Source organism: Lutibacter sp. A64 (assembly GCF_022429565.1).
Taxonomy (GTDB): Bacteria; Bacteroidota; Bacteroidia; order Flavobacteriales; family Flavobacteriaceae; genus Lutibacter.
Map to the genome: position 1 here is coordinate 1 of NZ_CP092487.1, position 19,846 is coordinate 19,846.

Genomic DNA, 19,846 nt, shown 5'->3' on the forward strand with positions numbered 1-19,846 from the left:
ATGAGTAAAACTGCAACATCAGTTTGGACGGAATGCTTATCTTTTATACAAGATAACATAAAGCAGCAAGCTTACAAAACTTGGTTTGAGCCAATTAAACCTATAAAATTATCAGGTGAGGCTTTAACTATTCAAGTGCCAAGTAAATTTTTTTACGAGTGGTTAGAGGAACATTATATCAAATTGTTAAGAGTTGCGTTGGTAAAACAGCTTGGTGAAGATGCTAAATTAATCTATGATGTGCGCATGGAAAATAATTACAGTAGTAATAATCCACATACTGTAAAATTTCCGAGTTCTAATAGAAATCCAATGAATCCGCAGGGAGTTACAGTTCCTATAGATTTTAATAAACGAGAATTAAAAAATCCATTTGTAATTCCAGGAATTCAAAAGGTTAAAATAGAATCTCAATTAAATCCAAATTACAATTTTCAAAGTTTTGTTGAAGGAGATTCTAATCGTTTAGCGCGTTCAGCAAGTATGGCGGTTGCAAATAAACCAGGAGGGACTTCGTTTAACCCATTGTTGGTTTATGGTGGAGTAGGTTTAGGAAAAACACATATTGCACATGCTATTGGTGTAGAAATAAAAGATAAATATCCAGATAAAACTGTTCTGTATATTTCTTCTGAAAAATTTACACAACAATATATAGACTCTGTAAAAGGAAATACGAGAAATGATTTTATTCATTTCTATCAAATGATAGATGTATTAATAATTGATGATGTTCAGTTCTTATCTGGTAAAACAGGAACTCAAGATGTTTTCTTCCATATTTTCAACCATTTACATCAAAACGGAAAACAGGTAATTTTAACGTCAGATAAAGCGCCAGTAGATATGCAAGATATTGAGCAGCGTTTACTTTCTCGATTTAAATGGGGATTGTCTGCAGAATTACAAGCGCCTGATTATGAAACAAGAGTTTCTATTCTAGAAAATAAACTGTATAGAGATGGTGTTGAAATGCCAACTGAAATTGTACAATACATTGCAAAACATATAAAATCAAATGTAAGAGAATTAGAAGGTGTGTTAATTTCTATGATTGCACAAGCATCATTTAATAGAAAAGAGTTTACACTTTCTTTAACAAAACAAATTGTAGATAAATTTGTAAAGAATACCAAGAGAGAAGTTTCTATAGATTATATACAAAAAGTAGTTTCTAATTATTTTGAATTAGATGTTGCTACATTACAATCTAAAACTAGAAAACGCCATATTGTTCAAGCGCGTCAATTAGCAATGTATTTTGCAAAAAGAATGACAAAAGCTTCGTTAGCAAGTATTGGTTCTCAAATTGGTAAAAGAGACCATGCAACTGTACTTCATGCTTGTAAAACTGTTGATAATTTAACAGAAACCGACAAGCAATTTAGAAGATACGTTGATGATTTAACAAAAAAACTTACGTTTTAAATATATAAAATGACTAAAGTATTAATGGTTTGTTTAGGTAATATTTGCCGCTCTCCATTAGCAGAAGGAATTTTAAAATCCAAAATTCTTGGTTCTAACGTTTTTGTAGACTCTGCTGGTACGGGTGCATATCATGTTGGTGAACAGCCAGATACAAGATCTATAGCTATAGCAAATAGTAAAGGTATTGATATTGCCGATCAAAAAGCGAGAAAATTTACTGTTAAAGATTTTGATTTGTTTGATGTTATTTACGTAATGGACAATTCAAACTATAAAAATGTGATTTCTTTAGCTAGAAATAACCAAGATGCATCTAAAGTTAAACTAATTTTAAATGAAGTTTTTCCGAATGAAAATTTAGATGTGCCAGATCCATATTATGGAGGTGAATTTGGTTTTAAAAATGTGTATAACATGCTAAACGAAGCATGTGAAGTTATTGCTAAAAAAATAAATTAGATGAGTGATCAAAAAGGTAAATTGTATTTAATTCCTACTACTTTAGGTGATAATGAGCCTTTAGAAGTGCTTCCGCTTTCAGTAAAAAAAATAATAGAAGCATTAGATACTTTTATTGTTGAAAATGAAAAAACAGCACGTAGGTTTATAAAACGAATTACACCTAGAAAATCGCAACCGTCTTTAATAATCTTAAAGTTAGATAAATATGCTGATCAGTTAGAGGTTAGAAGTTATTTAGATGTTTGTGAAAAAGGTGTTTCAGTGGGATTGCTTTCTGAAGCTGGAGTACCAGCTATTGCAGATCCAGGAGCAGAGATAGTAAAGTTGGCTCATGAAAAAAATATAAGAGTTGTTCCATTAGTTGGTCCTTCATCAATTGTGTTGGCAATGATGGCTTCAGGGTTTAATGGTCAGAATTTTGCATTTAATGGTTATTTGCCAATTGATACATCAGAAAGAAAAAAAGCAATTAAAAGCTTAGAAAAATTATCAAAAGAAAGAAATCAATCGCAAATATTTATTGAAACTCCTTATAGAAATGATAAAATGTTTGCAGATTTAAAGAGTACACTTACACCAGCGGCTAAATTATGTATTGCTTGTAATATTACATTAGAAGATGAGTATATAAGAACACTTGAAATTAAAGATTGGAAAAACGAACATCCAGATTTACATAAAAAACCAACTATTTTTATAATTCATAAAGATTAAAAAAAGAGATTGTCTAAAAAGTTTAGGAATCCGTTATTCTGAACTTGTTTCAGAATCTCATCTTGGTGATAATAAATCACTATGAAAACCTGAATTCGAAGACTCACGAATTCCATATTATAAAATGTGAAATAGATGAGTAAATAAATTCAGGTTGACGAAAATTTATTTTTTTAAACAGCCACTTTTTAATATTGCCAATATATTTTAGACGCTAGGCTTTTTGTTAGCCTCAATAAATGAAGTGTCATACCCTGAAAATTCTCTTAAATAATGTTGAATAGAAGATCCAAAAGCATCTTTAAAGGTAGTTCTACCATGGCTTCTTAAATATTTCTTTACATTACCAGCTCCAGATAAGTGTGCTGCTGCTAAAATTCCAGATTCTGTAATTACAACACCATTAATTTTTTTTCCAACACTTCTTTTAATGTCTTTTCTTAAAATCCATTTATTTAAAGAACACAAAGCTACAAATGCATCTTCTTGTAATTCAGGAGTATTTAGAAAGTTATGTGTATTGTAAATTTTAAATCGCTCTAACGTTGTTCTACCAAATTGGTATTTTCCTAGATAACCTAGTGAATTTACGATGTGGTATCTACCTTGAGACTCTTTAAAAGCAACTGCTTCTCTAAATCCGTTAAATGAATTCCCTATAAAAGGAATTTTTACACTTAGTTCTAAAGATAAAAGGGCTTCTTGTTCGGTAGGTACAGAGCTAATCGCTGTTTCTGCTTCTATGGTTCTAGTTTTTTTTGTGTTATTAGTATCTTCTGTAAAGGCTGACGCTATAACAATAATACTAATTAAACTTAAAAATACTATTATTTTTCTCATAATTTAAAGGTTTTAGTCCTTGTAAATTTCGGGGTGCAAATGTATAACATATTTTTAATAACGCAAACAAATACTTGTAAATTATTTTTTTTAATAAAGTTTTAACAATATTTAAAAAATAGAATGAATTATTAAATTTAATGAGTTGATATTGTGTTTTTATTGAGAAGAATATAATTAACCCTAATAAAACCGCTTGCTAGCTATCGATTTACACCTTGCTTATTTAGCCAAAGTTGGTACTTAAATGCATTTCTGTTATGTTGAGATAACGTTTTCGCAAATTCATGGCTTCCAATGTTGGTTACACTTGCACACATGTAATAATAGTTGTGTTTTTTTGCATTTAGAACAGCTTTAATAGAAGTTATGTCTGGCATACCAATTAGCCCTGGAGGTAAACCGCTATTTTTGTAAGTATTGTAAGGAGAGTTTATCTCTAAATCTTTTTTTAAAACTCTTTTAATAACAGTTTCTTCACCTAATTTAGCTTTTAAAGCAAATATTATTGTTGGATCCGCTTGAAGAGGCCATTTATCTCTTAACCTGTTTAAATATAAGCCAGCTACCATTGGGCGTTCACTTACATTAGCAGTTTCTTTTTGAACTATTGAAGCTAGGGTGATTACTTCATTAGGAGTTAAATTTAATTTTTTAGTTTTTTCTAGTCTGCTGTTATTCCAAAATTTATGGTATTCGTTTAGCATTTTTTTTCTAAATGATTCAGCAGATGTATTCCAATAAAATTCATAAGTATTAGGTATATACATGCCTAATGCTGTATTTTTAGAAAATCCATTTTTTTTATAGAAACTACTATCTTTAAAACTATTGAGTAGTGAAATTGAGTCTGCTTCAATTTGTTGAGAAATTCTACCGGCTAATTTTTCAAAAGTATCTTGATTATTAAAAGAGACTTTAACAGGAGTTTGTTTACCGCTTCTTAATAAATTTACCAATTCATTATTATTCATTCCTTCGGTAATTTTATACTTACCAGGTTTAATAGTATTCGGATAATTTTTTTTTGAAGCAACCCATGTAAAAGGTTTTACCCTTTTTAAAAAAGGACGTATTAAATTTTCAACATCATTAAAATTACTATTGGTAGGTATAAATAAATAACCTTCTTTAACGGTGTTAGTATTGTATATTTTCGCGTAATAACTATAGGCTAAAAAGCCTCCAATTATAAATAATAATCCGATAATTAATAGGATCCCTTTTTTTAAATTCATTTTAATTATTTATTAATTGGTATAGAATTTCATCTTTAAAACTAGAATTTAAATATAGCCAATCTTTTTTGATGCCAACTTTTTTAAAATTATTTTTTTCGAATAATGCAATACTTTTTAAATTAGTTGAAATAATGTTTGCATAAATTTGATGTACATTTAAATAATTAAAAGCATATTCGATAACCATTTCAAGAGCTTCAGAAGCATATCCTTTGTTTTGGTGTTTAGGAAGTATTAGAATTCCAATGCCAACGCGTTTATGTTGTGGATTAAAATCAAATAAATCTATTAAGCCAATTGGAGTATCTTCTTCATTGCAAATTACAAACCTATATTGTTTGGCTTCGTAAATATCTTGATGCGCATTTTCAATATATTGTAATAGAATATGTTTTGAAAAAGGAAGTTGAGTTCCGCTAATTTCCCAATTATCTTCGTTGTTTTCAATTGAGAATAAAAAGTCTAAATCAGCAGGCTCTAATGCTCTTAAATTTATATGTTTACCTAGTAAAGTTGCCATTATAAAGTAATGTTGCCTTCAAAAACAAATTGTGCCGGACCTTTTAAAAACACATTAGTGTAAGTATTTTTAATTTTTTCAAAAGAGACTTCTAGGTTACCACCTAATACTTCTATTTTAATTGAAGTATCGCTGGTTTTGTTAGAATTATGTGCAGCTATTGCAACTGCAGTAACACCTGTTCCACAAGCCAAGGTTTCATCTTCAACACCACGTTCGTAGGTTCTTACTTTAAATGAGTCTGTAGCTGTTTTTTCAACAAAATTTACGTTGGTTCCTGTTTCAAAATAAGGAGCACCATATCTAATTTTTGCGCCAACTTCTTTTACATTTAAATCTGAAATTTCTTCGGTAAAAGAAACATGGTGTGGTGAGCCAGTATTTAAGAATGCATGGGTGTCTGAAACTTCAATATCGGTAACGTCAATCATTTTAAGACTTACAATTTCATTTTCTATGCTAGCAAAATGTAACCCGTCAACTGCATTAAAAGTAGTTTTGTTATTTATAACTGCTAATTGTTTTGCAAAAGCAACAATACATCTACCTCCATTACCGCACATACTACCTTCATTACCATCGGCATTAAAATAAACCATTGTAAAGTCTTCATTTTCTGAAGGCTCTAATAGTATCAGCCCGTCTGCTCCAATTCCAAAGCGTCTATCGCACAGTTTATTAATTAATTGTTTGTTTGTTTTTGGAAAACTTAGGTCTCTATTATCAACCATTATAAAATCGTTTCCCGCTCCTTGATATTTGTAAAAATGTATTTTCATTGTTGCAAATGTAGTAAATTCAAAGTAGTTTTTTGTACCCAAAAATGAAGCAATAATAAAAATGTTAAAATTGGTTAAATGAGCGTTAATGAAGCGTTAAAGACGTTTTTCGGATATAATAATGTTTTAAATTTGAATGTTAATAAATAAAATTATATAAAAAATGAAAAAAATATTAAGTATTGTGTTGTTTTCGGCTTTAGGAGGTGCATTGACTCTTGGCACATATAAATTATTTATAGAAAAGCCACAAGTGGTTATTGAAAAATCAATAGATGAAAGTCCAGTTACAGTTGCAACAAATTATAACAGGTCTATGGGAGATGCTATAGAAGATACAGATTTTACCGTTGCGGCTGAAAAAACATTAAATGCTGTTGTGCATGTTAAAAATACATCATACAAAACAGTTAGAGATCCGTTTGCAGAATTTTTTTACGGACAAGGAAGTGGAACTAAACAATATTCTCAAGTAGGGACAGGAAGTGGTGTTATTTTTTCATCAGATGGTTATATTATTACTAACAATCATGTAATTAAAGACGCTACTGAGATAGAAGTTACCTTAAATAATAAAAAAGTGTATAAAGCAGAATTGATAGGTGCTGATGCCACAAATGATATAGCTTTGCTTAAAATTAAAGAAAACGATTTGCCTTACATAACTTTTGCTAATTCAGATGCTGTTAAGGTAGGTGAGTGGGTATTAGCCGTGGGTAATCCATACAATTTAACTTCTACTGTAACTGCTGGAATTATAAGTGCCAAAGGAAGAGATTTACATGGTAATGGTGTAGTTACAGATTCGTTTCTACAAACCGATGCTGCAGTAAATCCAGGTAATAGTGGAGGTGCATTGGTAAATACTAGAGGAGAACTTATTGGTATTAATACTGCAATTTCTTCAAGAACAGGTTCTTTTGTGGGGTATTCGTTTGCGGTTCCTTCAAACATTGCTAAAAAAGTAATTGAAGATTTAATGGAATTCGGAAATGTGCAAAAAGCAGTTTTAGGTGTGCAAGGTGGTGAATTAAATGGTAAAGTTGCAGAAAATTTAGATATAGAACTTTCAGAAGGGTTTTATATAGCAAGTGTTGTTGAAGGTTCTGGTGCAGCAAAAGCTGGTCTTAAAAAAGATGATGTTATTGTAAATGTAGATGGTGTTAAAATTACATCGTTTGCAGATTTAACGGGGTTTTTAAATACAAAAAGACCAGATGATGTTATTAATGTAACTTATGTAAGGGATGGAAAAGAATATAAAGCCAATGTAGTTTTAAGTAAAAATGAAATTAGTAAGGTGAATTCTTTAGGATTAGAGTTGAAAAATTTAGATACAAAAGAGTTAAAAGATTTAAAGATAGATAACGGTGTAAAAGTTACCGATATTACAAACAAAGAATTGTTGTATTATGGAGTAAAGTCTGGCTTTGTTATTACAGCAATTAATGGCGAAAAAGTAAACTCTGTTGATGATGTAAATTCAATTATTTCAGCTAAAACTGAAGGAGAAGTTTTAAGAATAGAAATGTTGAATTTAGATGGAGAAATAGAGCGATATATATTTAAGTAATTGTTTAGTTGATTTATTTAAAGCTGACTGGAAGCTATTGTTTTCAGTCAGCTTTTTATTTTAATTTCTTTTTTTATTGCGGGTAAATTAAACTGTTTTAAGCTAGAAATAGTTTAAAGTAATTATTCTTATGAAATAGAAGGTTTACAAATTTTAAAAATTCAATAAACATAAAATTAAAATTTATAGATGTTGTAAAAGTAAATTTCTATTAGCAAATAAAGCACAAGTAAATTGTTTCTAATTTAATATATTGGTAGTTAGTTTTATAGAACTAAAGCATTTTAAAATAATAAGAAATTTTAAAAAATATGATTACTTTTATCCAATATTTATAAGATATGCCAAACACTATTGAACAACAAATAAATGCTCTTAGAGAAGAGTTGAGAATGCATAATTACAATTATTATGTGTTAGATGCCCCAGTAATTTCTGATTATGATTTTGATATAAAATTAAAAGAATTGGAAAAATTAGAAGCTGAAAATCCTCAATTTTTTGACGCTAATTCTCCTACGCAGCGTGTTGGGGGAGCAGTAACTAAAAATTTTAATACTGTTGTTCATAAAAATCGTATGTATTCTTTATCTAATTCTTATTCAAAAGAAGATTTAGAAGATTGGGAAAAAAGAATAAAAAAAGTGTTAGGTACCGATGAGGTTGAATACACGTGTGAATTAAAATATGATGGTGCATCTATAAATTTAACCTATAATAATGGAAAGTTAGAAAGTGCTGTAACACGAGGAGATGGTTTTGAAGGCGACGAAGTAATTGCTAATATTAGAACAATAAAGTCAATTCCTCTAGTGTTAAACAAAAAATTTGATACTCCTTTTGAAATTAGAGGAGAAATCATTTTACCATTAGATGGGTTTAATAAAATGAATGAAGAACGGATTGATATTGGAGAAGAGCCGTATAGAAACCCTAGAAATACAGCAAGTGGAAGTTTAAAATTACAAGATAGCGGAGAAGTTGCTAAACGACCATTAGATTGTTTGTTATACCATGTGGTTTCAGATAAACACATTAAACAAACACATTTTGAAACTTTAGAATTTGCCAGAACGTTAGGGTTTAAAGTACCAAATGCTATAGAAATTTGTACTTCAATTAATCAGGTTTTTAATTTTATTGAAAAGTGGAATACAGAACGTTTTAATTTACCTTATGAAACCGATGGAATTGTTGTGAAAGTAAATTCTATGGCGCAACAAGATGAATTAGGGTATACAGCAAAATCGCCTCGTTGGGCAATTGCCTATAAATTTAAAGCCGAACAAGTAAGTACTGTTTTAAATGAAATTACGTATCAAGTTGGTAGAACAGGAGCAATAACGCCAGTTGCAAATTTAGAGCCGGTACAACTTGCCGGAACTATTGTTAAAAGAGCTTCATTACATAATGCAGATCAAATTGAAAAGTTAGATATTAGAGTAGGAGATACTGTTTATGTTGAAAAAGGGGGAGAGATTATTCCAAAAATTATAGGTGTAAATTTAAAAGAACGACCAACAGATTCTCAGCCTACAAATTATATTACACATTGTCCAGATTGTAATACGGAATTGGTTAGAAGTGAAGGAGATGCAAAGCATTATTGTCCAAACGAATATGGTTGTCCAACCCAAATAACAAGTAGAATTCAGCATTTTATTAGTAGAAAAGCTATGAATATTGATGGAATAGGGGCTGAAACTATTGAATTGTTATACAAAGAAGGTTTGATTCATAATTATGCTGATTTGTATGAGTTGAACGAAGCTCAAATTATTCCATTGGAAAGAATGGCAGAGAAATCTGCTAAAAATATTATTGCTGGTATCGAAAAATCGAAGCAAGTTCCTTTTGAAAAAGTGCTTTTTGCTTTGGGTATTAGGTATGTAGGAGAAACGGTAGCAAAAAAACTGGCAAAGCACTTTAAATCTATAGATAATTTAATGAAAGCTTCTTTTGAAGAATTAATTGCAGTTGATGAAATAGGCGATAGAATAGCACAAAGTGTGCTAGATTTTTCATCAAATTTAGTAAATATTCAGTTGGTAGCGCGATTAAAATTGTATGGAGTTCAATTAGAAATGTCTGCAGAATCTCAATTAGATGTGACTACAATTTTAGAAGGAGAAATATTTGTTGTGTCTGGAGTTTTTTCAATTTTCACAAGAAACGATTTAAAAAAGTCTATTGAAAATAATGGAGGTAAAGTAGTAGGTTCAATTTCTAAAAAAACTTCGTATATTATTGCTGGTGAAAATATGGGGCCAAGTAAATTAGCAAAAGCTGAAACTTTAGGAATTCCAATTATTTCTGAAAGTGATTATTTAGAAATGATAGAATAATTTTTTTACTTTTAAGTCTTTTTAAGAGGGGATAATCAGATTAAAAAAAAATCGTTTTTTTAAATAAAGGCCTTAAATATTGTCTACTATAATTCTATTGCGTTTAATTTTTATTTTTCCTTCGTTTTCAAGTATTTTTAAGAGTCTAGAAACCACAACTCTTGATGTGTTTAAATCGTCGGCAATTTCTTGATGGGTTATTTTTAAGATGTTGTTTTTCATTATTTTAACTTTGTCGTTCAAGTATTTTAATAACCTATCATCTAATTTCATAAAAGCTAGGCTATCTATAGATTGCACCATTTCAATTAAACGCATATGGTAACTATCTATAATAAAATGTCTCCAGCTTTCATATTTTACAAGCCAATAATCAATTTTATTAACCGGTATAAAAATACTTTCGGTTTCTTTTTCTGTAATACCTCTAAACATACTTTTAGTTTTATGAATACAGTTTACAAAAGAAATGGCGCAGGTATCTCCTTTTTCTAAAAAATAAAGAGCTATTTCATCACCATTATCATCTTCTCTAATTATTTTAACGGCTCCACTTAGTATTAGTGGAATATGTGTCATTTTATCACCAATATCAATTAGTAATTCATGGCTATCAATTGTTCTTAAAATACCATTATCTATAATTTCATTAATTAGTTCTGCTTCAAAAATAGTAGTATAGTATTCGTTTAATTTAGCTCTTAATATATCTTTATCAGTAGTCATTTTAATAAATTCAAAATTTACACTCAAATTTACAAAAAAAATAAGCATCTTAAACCACAGATGTTACTTAGTAATATATTTAAAATAGTATAGCTTAGGAGAAAAGCATTGATTTTACATTTATATTTTAATGCAATTCTAAAAAAGAATACTGTCAATTAAATTTTTTAAGTTTGCTTGTAAAGTGTATTAAATTAGCTTAGTTAAAAATATATAAAAGTTGTACATTTAGTAGATGTAAAAAAGAAATTAAAATGGTGAGAAAAATAGCACTTTATGTTTTTTTATTGGTTTCAATATTAGATGTTGTTGGTATTATTTTTAAAATAGATACGTTTGTATTAATTTTTAAACCTTTAATTCTTTTGTCTCTTTTGTTTTTATACGCGCACTCAGTAGAAGAAAAAAATAAGTGGTATGTTATGGCTTTAATATTTTCATTTTTTGGAGATGTTTTTTTACTTTATGCGGGTGACACTGTTTTTAAATTTGGGTTGAGCTCATTTTTAATTGCTCACCTTTTATTTATTGCAATTGTAATAAAACAAATAAAAAAAGCATCAATTGTAAAAGTTCTTGTGGCAATAATTCCCTTTGCAATAATAGTTGTAGGATTGTTATTTTTATTGAAAAATTCTTTAAAAGAATTAATGATTCCTGTAATTATTTATGCAATTACTATTGCAACTTTTGGAATAGTTTCTATGTTAAATTATATGAATGTAAAAAGTAAAAAAGCTTTATTAATGTTAATTGGTGCGATAGTTTTTGTTGCTTCAGATGCAATTTTGGCTATTAACAAATTTTATTATTCTGCATTAGTTTTTCAAATAACTGTAATGGTTACATATATTACTGCACAATATTTTATTTATAAATCCATGGTTTTGGTTGAGGATAAATAGCTTTAATTAATATAAAAAAGTCCTATAAAAATATAATTTTTTATAGGACTTTTATTAAAACGTATCTCTCAAAAATAGAGAACTTAAAAAGTATTATTTTGAAAAAACTTGGTTATGTTGTTCTTGGACTCTAATAAAAGTAGTTCTTTTTGTTAGCTCTTTTAATTTGCTAGCACCAACATAAGTACAGGTTGAGCGTAAACCGCCAAGAAAATCTTGTACGGTATTTTCAACAGGACCTCTATAAGGTATTTCAACAGTTTTTCCTTCGGAAGCTCTATACTCAGCAACACCACCAACATGTTTGTTCATTGCTGTTTCAGAACTCATTCCGTAAAATTGTTTGTATTTTTCACCGTTAATTTCAATAGTTTCTCCGCCGCTTTCTGCATGACCAGCTAACATACCGCCTAACATTACAAAATCTGCACCACCACCAAATGCTTTGGCAATATCACCTGGAATTTTACAGCCACCATCAGAAACAATTTGTCCGCCCATACCGTGTGCAGCATCTGCACATTCAATAATTGCTGAAAGTTGAGGATAACCAACGCCTGTTTTTACACGTGTTGTACAAACAGATCCAGGACCAATACCCACTTTTATTATATCTGCACCGGCTAATAATAATTCTTCAACCATTTCACCAGTAACTACATTACCAGCCATAATAACTTTGTTTGGATATTTTTTTCGAGTTTGTTGTACAAAATCAACAAAATGTTCTGAATATCCATTAGCTACATCAATACAAATAAATTTTATTTGAGGGTATTTGTTTAAAATTTTGGCTAATTTTATAGAGTCAGGGTTTCCAGTACCTGTACTAACAGCAAAATAATCTATAGTTTCTGGAGGTAAAGAAGCTATAAATTCATCCCATTCTTCTAAAGAATAATGTTTATGTATAGCTGTAAATATTTTATGTTTGGCAAGAGTTTTAGCCATTTCAAAAGTACCAACAGTATCCATATTTGCAGCCATTATTGGAACGCCTGTCCAGGTATGATTGCTGTGTAGAAAAGTAAATGTTCTATCTAAAGATACTTGTGATCTAGAGCTTAATGTTGATCTTTTTGGACGAATCATTACATCTTTAAACCCTAATTTTAATCCTGTTTCAATTCTCATATTTCTTTTATATACTTTTTATACAATTATACTTTTTCCTTTACTAATTTTAGTTGCATCACTATCGAAATAAAAATCGACTCTTCCAACATTTATTCCATAACAACCCACTTGATTTACCAATACATTTTCTCCAATACTATTTTTAGTAATTGTAGGTTTTGGTAAAAAAGTATGTGTGTGTCCACCAATAATTAAGTCGATATCTTTAGTTTTTGAAGCCAACACCAAATCGCTTACTTTTTCAGGGTTGCTCTTGTAAAAATAGCCTAAATGTGATAGGCAAATAACCAAATCGCAGTGTTGTTCTTCTTTTAAAATACGACTCATATCTTGAGCAATTTCAATTGGGTCTATGTATTTAGTTTCTTTATACATTCTTGGGTCAACTAACCCCTCTAATTCAACCCCTAAACCAAAAACACCAATTTTTATTCCATCTTTAATAAATGTTTTATAGGGTTTTACAAAGCCATCTAAAACGGTATTTTTAAAATCGTAATTTGCGGATAAAAAATCGAATTTTGCATTTGGTAATTGAGCTAGTAAGCCATCTATACTATTATCAAAATCGTGATTTCCAATAGTTGCTGCATCATATTTAAGCATGCTCATTAGTTTAAATTCCAATTCGCCACCATAAAAATTAAAAAATGGTGTTCCTTGAAAAATATCTCCAGCATCTAATAATAAAGTATTCGGATTTTCTTTTCTTATATTTTCTATTAAAGTAGCGCGTCTTGCAACACCACCTTGGTTTGGAAATTTATGATGATCGCTTTGAAAAGGTTCTATATGGCTGTGCGTATCATTTGTATGTAAAATAGTAATATGTTTTTCTGTATTTTTTGAAAATGATTGTAATGATAAGCCGCCTAATGTTAAGAAAGCAGTAGCTGCTGTTGATTGCTGTATAAAATTTCTTCTTTTCATTTTATTGCTAATTTTGAATATTTTAAATTAATTTTCTACTCTAAATCTTCCGTCTAAATTGGTTTTTAGAGTATCGGTTTCTTTAAAATAATCTATAATGGCATTTCTAAGTTTATAGTCTATGTTGGTAATAGAAACTGGATTTTTAAAAAAGTTCATACTATCGCCTCCATTTTGAAGATAATCGGATGTTAGAACAAAATACGTTTTATCATTTTCTAAAGGTTTGTTATTAATTTTAAGCGAATATCCGTTTTTAGTAATTGCTAAATTAAAGTTTTTAGATACCGGATGTGCTTTATTTTGTTCAATTAGGTAAGCTACAAGTTCTTTAATTTTAGCAGTTGTAAGTTCAACAACAACCAATCCGTTTTCAAAAGGCATTAAGTTAAATGCGTTTTCCATTTTAACATCACCCTTAGTAATACCAGCTCTAATTCCTCCAAAATTAAACATAGCAAAATCTATATTTTTAGATGTTCTGTTGTTAAATACAGGGTTGGCTCTTTGGTAACATAAATCTGCCATTAAATTTCCTAATGTACTTTCTAATGGACTATCTGTTCTAACTAAATCTATTGGAGTATAAGAAAGTACTGCATTCATTTCTGAAGCTACTTTTTGCTTGTATGGCTCAATAAAATCAGTAATTTCTTTTACAGATTCAATTTCTTGGTTAATGGGAAGTAATTTTCCTTCAATTTTAACCAGCTGTTGTGGTTCATTTTTACAACTAATAACTAATAGAATTGTAAATAATGAAATTATAAAATTTTTCATTGTTGAAATGCTAATGATTTTAATTATTTTTGTGATTCAACGGTAAATATAAATGATTTTTACAGGAATTAAACGAAAAAGTAATCAATTATTTTTTAATAAAATAATTAAAGAACCAACTGATGTTGTTTCAGTAAGTTCAACTAATAAAATAAAAAAAATACTTGTTTTACTAGATGATATAACTTTAAAAGAAGAGGTTGTAGAAAATCTTAAAACTAATTTGGGCTTCAAAAAAAATGCTATTGAAATTATAACTTTTCTTCAAAAAAAAACAAAAGATAATGATGATAACACTGTTTTTTCATCTAAAGATTTTGGCTGGTATGGTAAAGTTAAAAATGAAGAATTAAAAAATATTTTAACAAAAAAATACGATTTGTTAATAAACTATAGCAAAGTTGATAATTTATACATAAACTTATTATTATTGCAAATTAAAGCAGCTTTTAAAGTTGGTTTTGCAAAACTAGATAATCGCTTTTATGATTTGTTGATAGATTGTAACACAACCGAGATAGCCTTGTTTAATAGGGAGTTAAAAAAATATTTAGAGATTTTAAACAAAGTATAAATGAAAGAATTGTTAGGAACTGGGGTAGCGTTAGTAACACCTTTTAATGAAGATCATTCGGTTGATTTTGAAGGGTTAGCTCGTTTGGTAAACTATCAAATAGATAATGGAGTTAATTATTTAGTTGTTTTAGGAACAACAGGGGAACCAGCTACTTTAACAGCTAAGGAAAAAGCCTTAGTAAAAGAAACAATTATAAAGGAAAATAAGGGAAGATTGCCTTTAGTACTTGGAATTGGGGGTAACAATACAATGGCTGTTGTTGAAGAAATTAAAACTACAGATTTAACTGAATTTGCTGCAATACTTTCAGTGTCTCCATACTATAATAAACCAACACAAGAAGGTGTTTATCAGCATTTTAAAGTAATTTCTGAAGCAAGTTCAAAACCAATAATTATTTATAATGTACCAGGAAGAACTGGTAAAAATATGGAACCTTCAACCGTGTTAAGATTGGCTAACGATTTTAAAAATATTGTTGCTGTTAAAGAAGCAGCAGGTGATATGGTGCAGGCTATGCGAATTATTCAACATAAACCAGATGATTTTATGGTAATTTCTGGAGATGATATGATTGCTTTGCCAATGGTTTTAGCTGGTGGAGCAGGTGTAATTTCTGTTATTGGACAAGGTTTGCCTAAAGATTTTTCAGAAATGATTCAATTAGGACTGCAAAAAAATGTTGATGAAGCTTATAAATTACACTATAAAATAATGGATAGCGTAGATTATATTTTTGAAGAATGCAATCCTTCAGGAATAAAAGCTTTATTGCAAAAACAAAAAATTTGTAATTCTAATGTGCGTTTACCATTGGTAAAGGCTACCGAAAAATTAGAACAAAAAATAGCGAAATTTATAGATAATTATTAGTAATTTTACAGTTATTGAAATTGTAAATCACTAATAAAAAAGTTAATTATGTTATCAGAAAACATGCAAGCTGCTTTAAATAAGCAGATTAAAATTGAAGCAGAATCATCTCAAGTATATTTAGCAATGGCTTCTTGGGCAGAAAATAAAGGATTAGAAGGTATTTCTCAATTTATGTATGCACAATCCGATGAAGAACGTGAGCATATGCTTAAAATGTTTAAATATGTAAATGAACGTGGAGGACAAGCATTGGTTTCTGAATTAGCAATGCCAGAACAACAATACGGTTCAATAAAAGAAATGTTTGAAACTTTATTTAAACACGAGGTTTTTGTGTCACAAAGTATTAATGAATTAGTACATATTACATTAGAAGAAAAAGATTACGCAACACATAACTTTTTACAATGGTATGTTGCAGAACAAATTGAAGAAGAAGCGCAAGCAAGAACTATTCTAGATAAAATAAACTTAATTGGAGACGATAAAGGAGGTTTGTATTTATTTGATAATGATATAAAACAGCTTACTGTTGTAAGTTCTGTAGCACCTCCTACAGTTTAATAATTAACAAACAATTAAGATTGTTGCATACTATATATTGTAAAAGCAAGTTATTTTTGTGGTTAACTATGAAGTAATAAAATTATTTTCTCATTTCTAATGAATTAAAAAAAATTTTAATTATTTCTATTAATAAAAAATCATTTTAATAATCCATAATAAATAACTATTTTTGCCAAATGCTTAAAAATAAAATATATATTATCATTTTATTAGTTACTGTTGGTTTTTCATCTTGTGGTGAATACCAAAAAGTATTAAATAAAGGTACGGTTGAAGAACAATACGCAATGGCTTCAGAATTATATGAAGCACAAAAGTATAATAAGGCTATACAATTATTTGAGAAAATTACGCCATCATATAGAGGGAAACCTCAAATGGAGCGTATTCAATTTATGATTGCACAATCTCATTACAATACTAAACAGTACACTTTGGCAGCTTACTATTTCGATAAATTTGTAAAAAATTATCCTAAAAGCTCAAAGTTAGAAGAATCAGCATATCTTTCTGCGCATAGTTATTTTTTAGATTCACCAGTATTTAGTTTAGACCAAAAAGCTACACAAGAAGCTATTACAGCTTTACAAAGTTTTTTATATAAATATCCAGAATCTGATAAAGTAGCAGAAGCAAATGAAAATATAAAAACGCTTACAAGAAAATTAGAAAGAAAATCTTTTGAAATTGCAAAACAATATTATCATACAGAAGATTATATTGCAGCAATAGCAGCATTTGATAACTTATTAGCAGATTACTTGGGTACTTCATATAAAGAAGAAGCGATGTATCTTAAATTTAAAGCAGCAAATAATTTAGCTATTAATAGTTATATTTTAAAGAAAGAAGAACGATTAAATAATGCTATAAAAATTCACGAAAGATTTAAAAGAAGCTTTCCAGAATCAGAGTATTTATCTGAAACCGAAGATTTACTACAAAACTTAAATAACGAGTTAAACTCTTTAATTGCATTAAAAACTGAAGCAAATGGACTATAAAAACACAAAAGCAGCATCAACTACAATTACTTACGACAAAGACTTTATTGAGGCTCCAACAAATAATATTTATGAAGCTATAACAATTATAGCTAAAAGAGCTGAGCAAATTAGTGGTGATTTAAAAAGCGAACTAATTGAAAAATTAGAAGAGTTTGCTACATATACCGATAGTTTAGATGAGGTTTTTGAAAATAAAGAACAAATTGAAGTTTCTAAATTTTACGAAAAATTACCAAAACCAACTGCTATTGCTGTTGAAGAATGGTTAGAAGGTAAAATTTATCATAGAAACCCAGATGTAGATTCTAATAAAGAGTAAGATGTCAATTTTAAGCGGTAAAAACATACTTTTAGGCGTTACCGCAGGTATTGCTGCTTATAAAACAGCACACTTAGTACGACTTTTTATTAAAGCAGGTGCACAGGTAAAAGTTGTAATGACACCTGCTTCTAAAGATTTTGTTACTCCGTTAACACTCTCTACATTATCTCAAAATCCGGTATATTCTACTTTTTTTGAAAAAGGAAATCAAGAAACAGAAGAATGGAATAGCCATGTAGAGTTAGGGTTATGGGCAGATTATATGGTGGTGGCTCCTGCTACTGCAAATACCTTATCTAAAATGACCAATGGTGTTTGCGATAACTTATTATTAGCCGTGTACTTATCAGCAAAATGTAAAGTGTATTTTGCTCCTGCTATGGATTTAGATATGTACAAGCACCCTTCAACAAAAAATAGCATTGAAAAATTACAAGGTTTTGGAAATGTATTTATACCTCCATCAACTGGTTTTTTAGCGAGTGGTTTAGAAGGTGAAGGGCGTATGGAAGAGCCAGAAAATATTATTTCTTTTATAGAAAATGATATTGTAAAAGGATTACCATTATATAACAAAAAGGTGCTAATTACAGCGGGACCAACTTATGAAGCAATAGATCCTGTTCGTTTTATTGGAAATCATTCTTCAGGAAAAATGGGCTTTGAAATTGCAAAAAAAGCGGCTAGTTTAGGTGCAAATGTATATTTAGTTGCAGGTCCTTCGTACCAAACAGTTTCTAATAGTTTAATAAAAAGAATTGATGTTGTTAGTGCTGAAGAAATGTATAATGAAGTTCATAAACATTTTAATTCAGTAGATATAGCAATCCTTTCTGCGGCTGTTGCAGACTATAAACCTAAAAACGTTGCTACTGATAAAATTAAAAAATCTTCAAATTCAATGGCTATTGAATTGGTAAAGACACAAGATATATTAGCATCGCTAGGAAATATAAAAAAACAGCAGTTTTTAGTAGGTTTTGCATTAGAAACTAACAACGAATTGGAGCACGCTAAAACCAAGTTAAAAAATAAAAATTTAGATTTAATTGTTCTAAATTCTTTAAATGATAAAGGAGCTGGATTTAAAAAACCTACAAATAAAGTTACAATAATTGATAAATCCGAAAATATTTCCGAATTTGGTCTAAAATCTAAAGCAGCTGTTGCTGAAGATATATTTAATGTAATTTTGAATAAAATTTATGCGTAAAATAGTTCAAATAGTTATTGCTTTATTCGTTGTTATTCAGTTAAATGCACAAGAATTAAATTGTACCATTACTGTTAATTCAGATAAAATTCCGGGATCTAACAAGCAAATATTTAATACTTTGCAAACCTCGTTAAGTGAGTTTGTTAATCAAAATAGATGGACAAATTTTAATTATAAGCCGCAAGAGCTTATTAATTGTAATTTAACGCTTACTATTTTAGAACAATCAGGGTCAGATTTTAAAGGTCATATTCAAATTCAATCATCTAGACCAGTTTATAACTCAACTTATTTAACACCTGTTTTTAATTTTAAAGATGATAATTTTTCATTTCAATATACAGAATATGAGCCTTTACAATTTAATGAAAACTCTTTTGAGTCTAATTTAGTTTCTGTTATTTCTTTTTATGTATATACAATATTAGGAATGGATGCCGATACTTTTTCTTTAAATGGAGGAACTTCTTATTTTACAAAAGCTCAAGATATTTTAGTGTTAGCACAACAAAGTGGTTATGTAGGATGGAACCAAAACGATGGTGCCAAAACACGTTTTACATTAATAGATAATATGTTGTCTCCAACGTATGATATGTTTAGAGAAGCAATGTATAACTATCATTTAAACGGTTTAGATATGATGAGTAGGGATACCAAAGAAGCAAAACAAGCTATTTTTAAAGTTGTAGAAAATTTAAAAACTATTTACGATGCTCGTCCAAATGCATTTTTATTACGTGTTTTTATGGATTCTAAAGCTGATGAAATTGTAGATGTTTTTTCTGGAGGTCCTAGATTTGACACTAGTAAATTAAAAGATGATTTATTAAGAATTTCTCCTTTAAATGCTTCTAAATGGGAGGCGATAAAGTAATTTCTTAATTTTCAAATTCAT

21 protein-coding genes are annotated in these 19,846 nt (G+C 29.1%); 13 read left to right on the top strand and 8 right to left on the bottom strand.

Translation table 11 applies throughout. From position 1 onward, the window contains the following. From dnaA to MKD41_RS00015, 3 genes are read left to right on the top strand one after another with little or no spacing between them, the layout of a single operon-like run. A complete protein-coding gene (gene dnaA, locus MKD41_RS00005) occupies positions 1–1,428 on the top strand; it encodes a chromosomal replication initiator protein DnaA (protein WP_240243405.1) in 1,428 nt (475 codons plus the stop codon). A 9-nt stretch (positions 1,429–1,437) separates the two neighbouring features. Then, complete coding sequence (locus tag MKD41_RS00010; RefSeq protein ID WP_240243406.1) at positions 1,438–1,890, top strand: low molecular weight protein-tyrosine-phosphatase; 453 nt, start codon at positions 1,438–1,440, stop codon at positions 1,888–1,890. Beyond that, entirely contained in the window at positions 1,891–2,607 is a 717-nt protein-coding gene (locus MKD41_RS00015; protein ID WP_240243407.1) for an SAM-dependent methyltransferase, read from the top strand. A gap of 207 nt (positions 2,608–2,814) precedes the next feature. Here MKD41_RS00015 and MKD41_RS00020 read toward each other — a convergent pair whose 3' ends face one another. The 4 genes from MKD41_RS00020 to dapF all read right to left on the bottom strand — a co-directional run bounded on the left by MKD41_RS00020 (position 2,815) and on the right by dapF (position 5,987). Next, positions 2,815–3,447 carry a peptidoglycan-binding protein LysM gene (locus MKD41_RS00020; protein WP_240243408.1) on the bottom strand — a complete coding sequence of 211 codons (633 nt, stop codon included), beginning with the start codon at positions 3,445–3,447 and terminating at the stop codon, positions 2,815–2,817. Between the two features lie 203 nt (positions 3,448–3,650). Next, entirely contained in the window at positions 3,651–4,685 is a 1,035-nt protein-coding gene (gene mltG, locus MKD41_RS00025) for an endolytic transglycosylase MltG (protein ID WP_240243409.1), read from the bottom strand. A gap of 1 nt (position 4,686) precedes the next feature. Then, positions 4,687–5,208 (bottom strand): GNAT family N-acetyltransferase, encoded by a 522-nt coding sequence (locus MKD41_RS00030; RefSeq protein ID WP_240243410.1) that lies wholly within the window; start codon positions 5,206–5,208, stop codon positions 4,687–4,689. Next, a complete protein-coding gene (dapF, locus tag MKD41_RS00035; RefSeq protein WP_240243411.1) occupies positions 5,208–5,987 on the bottom strand; it encodes a diaminopimelate epimerase in 780 nt (259 codons plus the stop codon). The genes MKD41_RS00030 and dapF overlap by 1 nt, the downstream gene beginning before the upstream one ends. A 163-nt stretch (positions 5,988–6,150) precedes the next feature. Between dapF and MKD41_RS00040 the strand changes: the two genes are divergently transcribed. Both MKD41_RS00040 and ligA read left to right on the top strand, forming a co-directional pair. Beyond that, positions 6,151–7,560 (top strand): trypsin-like peptidase domain-containing protein, encoded by a 1,410-nt coding sequence (locus MKD41_RS00040; protein ID WP_240243412.1) that lies wholly within the window; start codon positions 6,151–6,153, stop codon positions 7,558–7,560. Between the two features lie 341 nt (positions 7,561–7,901). Further along, entirely contained in the window at positions 7,902–9,905 is a 2,004-nt protein-coding gene (gene ligA, locus MKD41_RS00045) for an NAD-dependent DNA ligase LigA (protein WP_240243413.1), read from the top strand. Between the two features lie 72 nt (positions 9,906–9,977). Here ligA and MKD41_RS00050 read toward each other — a convergent pair whose 3' ends face one another. Then, a complete protein-coding gene (locus MKD41_RS00050) occupies positions 9,978–10,631 on the bottom strand; it encodes a Crp/Fnr family transcriptional regulator (RefSeq protein WP_240243414.1) in 654 nt (217 codons plus the stop codon). 254 nt (positions 10,632–10,885) lie between these two features. Here MKD41_RS00050 and MKD41_RS00055 point away from each other — a divergent pair, with 254 nt between their 5' ends. After that, the gene (locus tag MKD41_RS00055) at positions 10,886–11,536 is read left to right on the top strand and encodes a lysoplasmalogenase (protein WP_240243415.1); all 651 of its coding nucleotides are present in this window, start codon (positions 10,886–10,888) and stop codon (positions 11,534–11,536) included. 93 nt (positions 11,537–11,629) lie between these two features. Here the strand turns inward: MKD41_RS00055 and MKD41_RS00060 are convergent, their stop codons facing one another. Genes MKD41_RS00060 through MKD41_RS00070 form a run of 3 tightly spaced genes read right to left on the bottom strand, consistent with a single transcriptional unit; the run spans position 11,630 to position 14,383 of the window. Continuing rightward, a complete protein-coding gene (locus tag MKD41_RS00060) occupies positions 11,630–12,670 on the bottom strand; it encodes a GMP reductase (protein ID WP_240243416.1) in 1,041 nt (346 codons plus the stop codon). An 18-nt stretch (positions 12,671–12,688) separates the two neighbouring features. Further along, complete coding sequence (locus tag MKD41_RS00065; RefSeq protein WP_240243417.1) at positions 12,689–13,603, bottom strand: bifunctional metallophosphatase/5'-nucleotidase; 915 nt, start codon at positions 13,601–13,603, stop codon at positions 12,689–12,691. 27 nt (positions 13,604–13,630) lie between these two features. Beyond that, complete coding sequence (locus tag MKD41_RS00070; protein WP_240243418.1) at positions 13,631–14,383, bottom strand: 5'-nucleotidase C-terminal domain-containing protein; 753 nt, start codon at positions 14,381–14,383, stop codon at positions 13,631–13,633. A gap of 52 nt (positions 14,384–14,435) precedes the next feature. Between MKD41_RS00070 and MKD41_RS00075 the strand changes: the two genes are divergently transcribed. The 7 genes from MKD41_RS00075 (at position 14,436) to MKD41_RS00105 (ending at position 19,825) form a co-directional block, all read left to right on the top strand. Further along, on the top strand, positions 14,436–14,957 hold the full coding sequence (locus tag MKD41_RS00075; protein ID WP_240243419.1) for a DUF6913 domain-containing protein: 522 nt from the start codon (positions 14,436–14,438) through the stop codon (positions 14,955–14,957). Continuing rightward, positions 14,958–15,833: a 4-hydroxy-tetrahydrodipicolinate synthase gene (gene dapA / locus MKD41_RS00080; protein WP_240243420.1), complete on the top strand. Its 876-nt coding sequence runs from the start codon at positions 14,958–14,960 to the stop codon at positions 15,831–15,833. Positions 15,834–15,881: 48 nt separating this feature from the next. Beyond that, positions 15,882–16,400 carry a ferritin gene (locus MKD41_RS00085; protein WP_240243421.1) on the top strand — a complete coding sequence of 173 codons (519 nt, stop codon included), beginning with the start codon at positions 15,882–15,884 and terminating at the stop codon, positions 16,398–16,400. A 179-nt stretch (positions 16,401–16,579) separates the two neighbouring features. Then, positions 16,580–17,407, top strand: a complete 828-nt coding sequence (locus MKD41_RS00090) for an outer membrane protein assembly factor BamD (protein ID WP_240243422.1) — start codon at positions 16,580–16,582, stop codon at positions 17,405–17,407. After that, positions 17,397–17,729 carry a DNA-directed RNA polymerase subunit omega gene (locus tag MKD41_RS00095; RefSeq protein ID WP_240243423.1) on the top strand — a complete coding sequence of 111 codons (333 nt, stop codon included), beginning with the start codon at positions 17,397–17,399 and terminating at the stop codon, positions 17,727–17,729. Before MKD41_RS00090 ends, MKD41_RS00095 begins: the two co-directional genes overlap by 11 nt. A gap of 1 nt (position 17,730) precedes the next feature. Next, the gene (gene coaBC / locus MKD41_RS00100; protein ID WP_240243424.1) at positions 17,731–18,945 is read left to right on the top strand and encodes a bifunctional phosphopantothenoylcysteine decarboxylase/phosphopantothenate--cysteine ligase CoaBC; all 1,215 of its coding nucleotides are present in this window, start codon (positions 17,731–17,733) and stop codon (positions 18,943–18,945) included. Then, entirely contained in the window at positions 18,938–19,825 is an 888-nt protein-coding gene (locus tag MKD41_RS00105) for a DUF4835 family protein (protein WP_240243425.1), read from the top strand. The genes coaBC and MKD41_RS00105 overlap by 8 nt, the downstream gene beginning before the upstream one ends. Positions 19,826–19,846: the final 21 nt, after the last annotated feature.

Coding starts and splice junctions, on each gene's coding strand:
- mltG (WP_240243409.1), bottom strand. CDS start 4,685: ATGAATTTAAAAAAAGGGATCCTATTAATTATCGGATTATTATTTATA.
- coaBC (WP_240243424.1), top strand. CDS start 17,731: ATGTCAATTTTAAGCGGTAAAAACATACTTTTAGGCGTTACCGCAGGT.
- MKD41_RS00060 (WP_240243416.1), bottom strand. CDS start 12,670: ATGAGAATTGAAACAGGATTAAAATTAGGGTTTAAAGATGTAATGATT.
- MKD41_RS00015 (WP_240243407.1), top strand. CDS start 1,891: ATGAGTGATCAAAAAGGTAAATTGTATTTAATTCCTACTACTTTAGGT.
- MKD41_RS00010 (WP_240243406.1), top strand. CDS start 1,438: ATGACTAAAGTATTAATGGTTTGTTTAGGTAATATTTGCCGCTCTCCA.
- MKD41_RS00065 (WP_240243417.1), bottom strand. CDS start 13,603: ATGAAAAGAAGAAATTTTATACAGCAATCAACAGCAGCTACTGCTTTC.
- ligA (WP_240243413.1), top strand. CDS start 7,902: ATGCCAAACACTATTGAACAACAAATAAATGCTCTTAGAGAAGAGTTG.
- MKD41_RS00105 (WP_240243425.1), top strand. CDS start 18,938: ATGCGTAAAATAGTTCAAATAGTTATTGCTTTATTCGTTGTTATTCAG.
- MKD41_RS00050 (WP_240243414.1), bottom strand. CDS start 10,631: ATGACTACTGATAAAGATATATTAAGAGCTAAATTAAACGAATACTAT.
- dnaA (WP_240243405.1), top strand. CDS start 1: ATGAGTAAAACTGCAACATCAGTTTGGACGGAATGCTTATCTTTTATA.
- MKD41_RS00020 (WP_240243408.1), bottom strand. CDS start 3,447: ATGAGAAAAATAATAGTATTTTTAAGTTTAATTAGTATTATTGTTATA.
- MKD41_RS00055 (WP_240243415.1), top strand. CDS start 10,886: ATGGTGAGAAAAATAGCACTTTATGTTTTTTTATTGGTTTCAATATTA.
- MKD41_RS00070 (WP_240243418.1), bottom strand. CDS start 14,383: ATGAAAAATTTTATAATTTCATTATTTACAATTCTATTAGTTATTAGT.
- MKD41_RS00040 (WP_240243412.1), top strand. CDS start 6,151: ATGAAAAAAATATTAAGTATTGTGTTGTTTTCGGCTTTAGGAGGTGCA.
- MKD41_RS00085 (WP_240243421.1), top strand. CDS start 15,882: ATGTTATCAGAAAACATGCAAGCTGCTTTAAATAAGCAGATTAAAATT.
- MKD41_RS00030 (WP_240243410.1), bottom strand. CDS start 5,208: ATGGCAACTTTACTAGGTAAACATATAAATTTAAGAGCATTAGAGCCT.
- MKD41_RS00090 (WP_240243422.1), top strand. CDS start 16,580: ATGCTTAAAAATAAAATATATATTATCATTTTATTAGTTACTGTTGGT.
- MKD41_RS00075 (WP_240243419.1), top strand. CDS start 14,436: ATGATTTTTACAGGAATTAAACGAAAAAGTAATCAATTATTTTTTAAT.
- dapA (WP_240243420.1), top strand. CDS start 14,958: ATGAAAGAATTGTTAGGAACTGGGGTAGCGTTAGTAACACCTTTTAAT.
- MKD41_RS00095 (WP_240243423.1), top strand. CDS start 17,397: ATGGACTATAAAAACACAAAAGCAGCATCAACTACAATTACTTACGAC.
- dapF (WP_240243411.1), bottom strand. CDS start 5,987: ATGAAAATACATTTTTACAAATATCAAGGAGCGGGAAACGATTTTATA.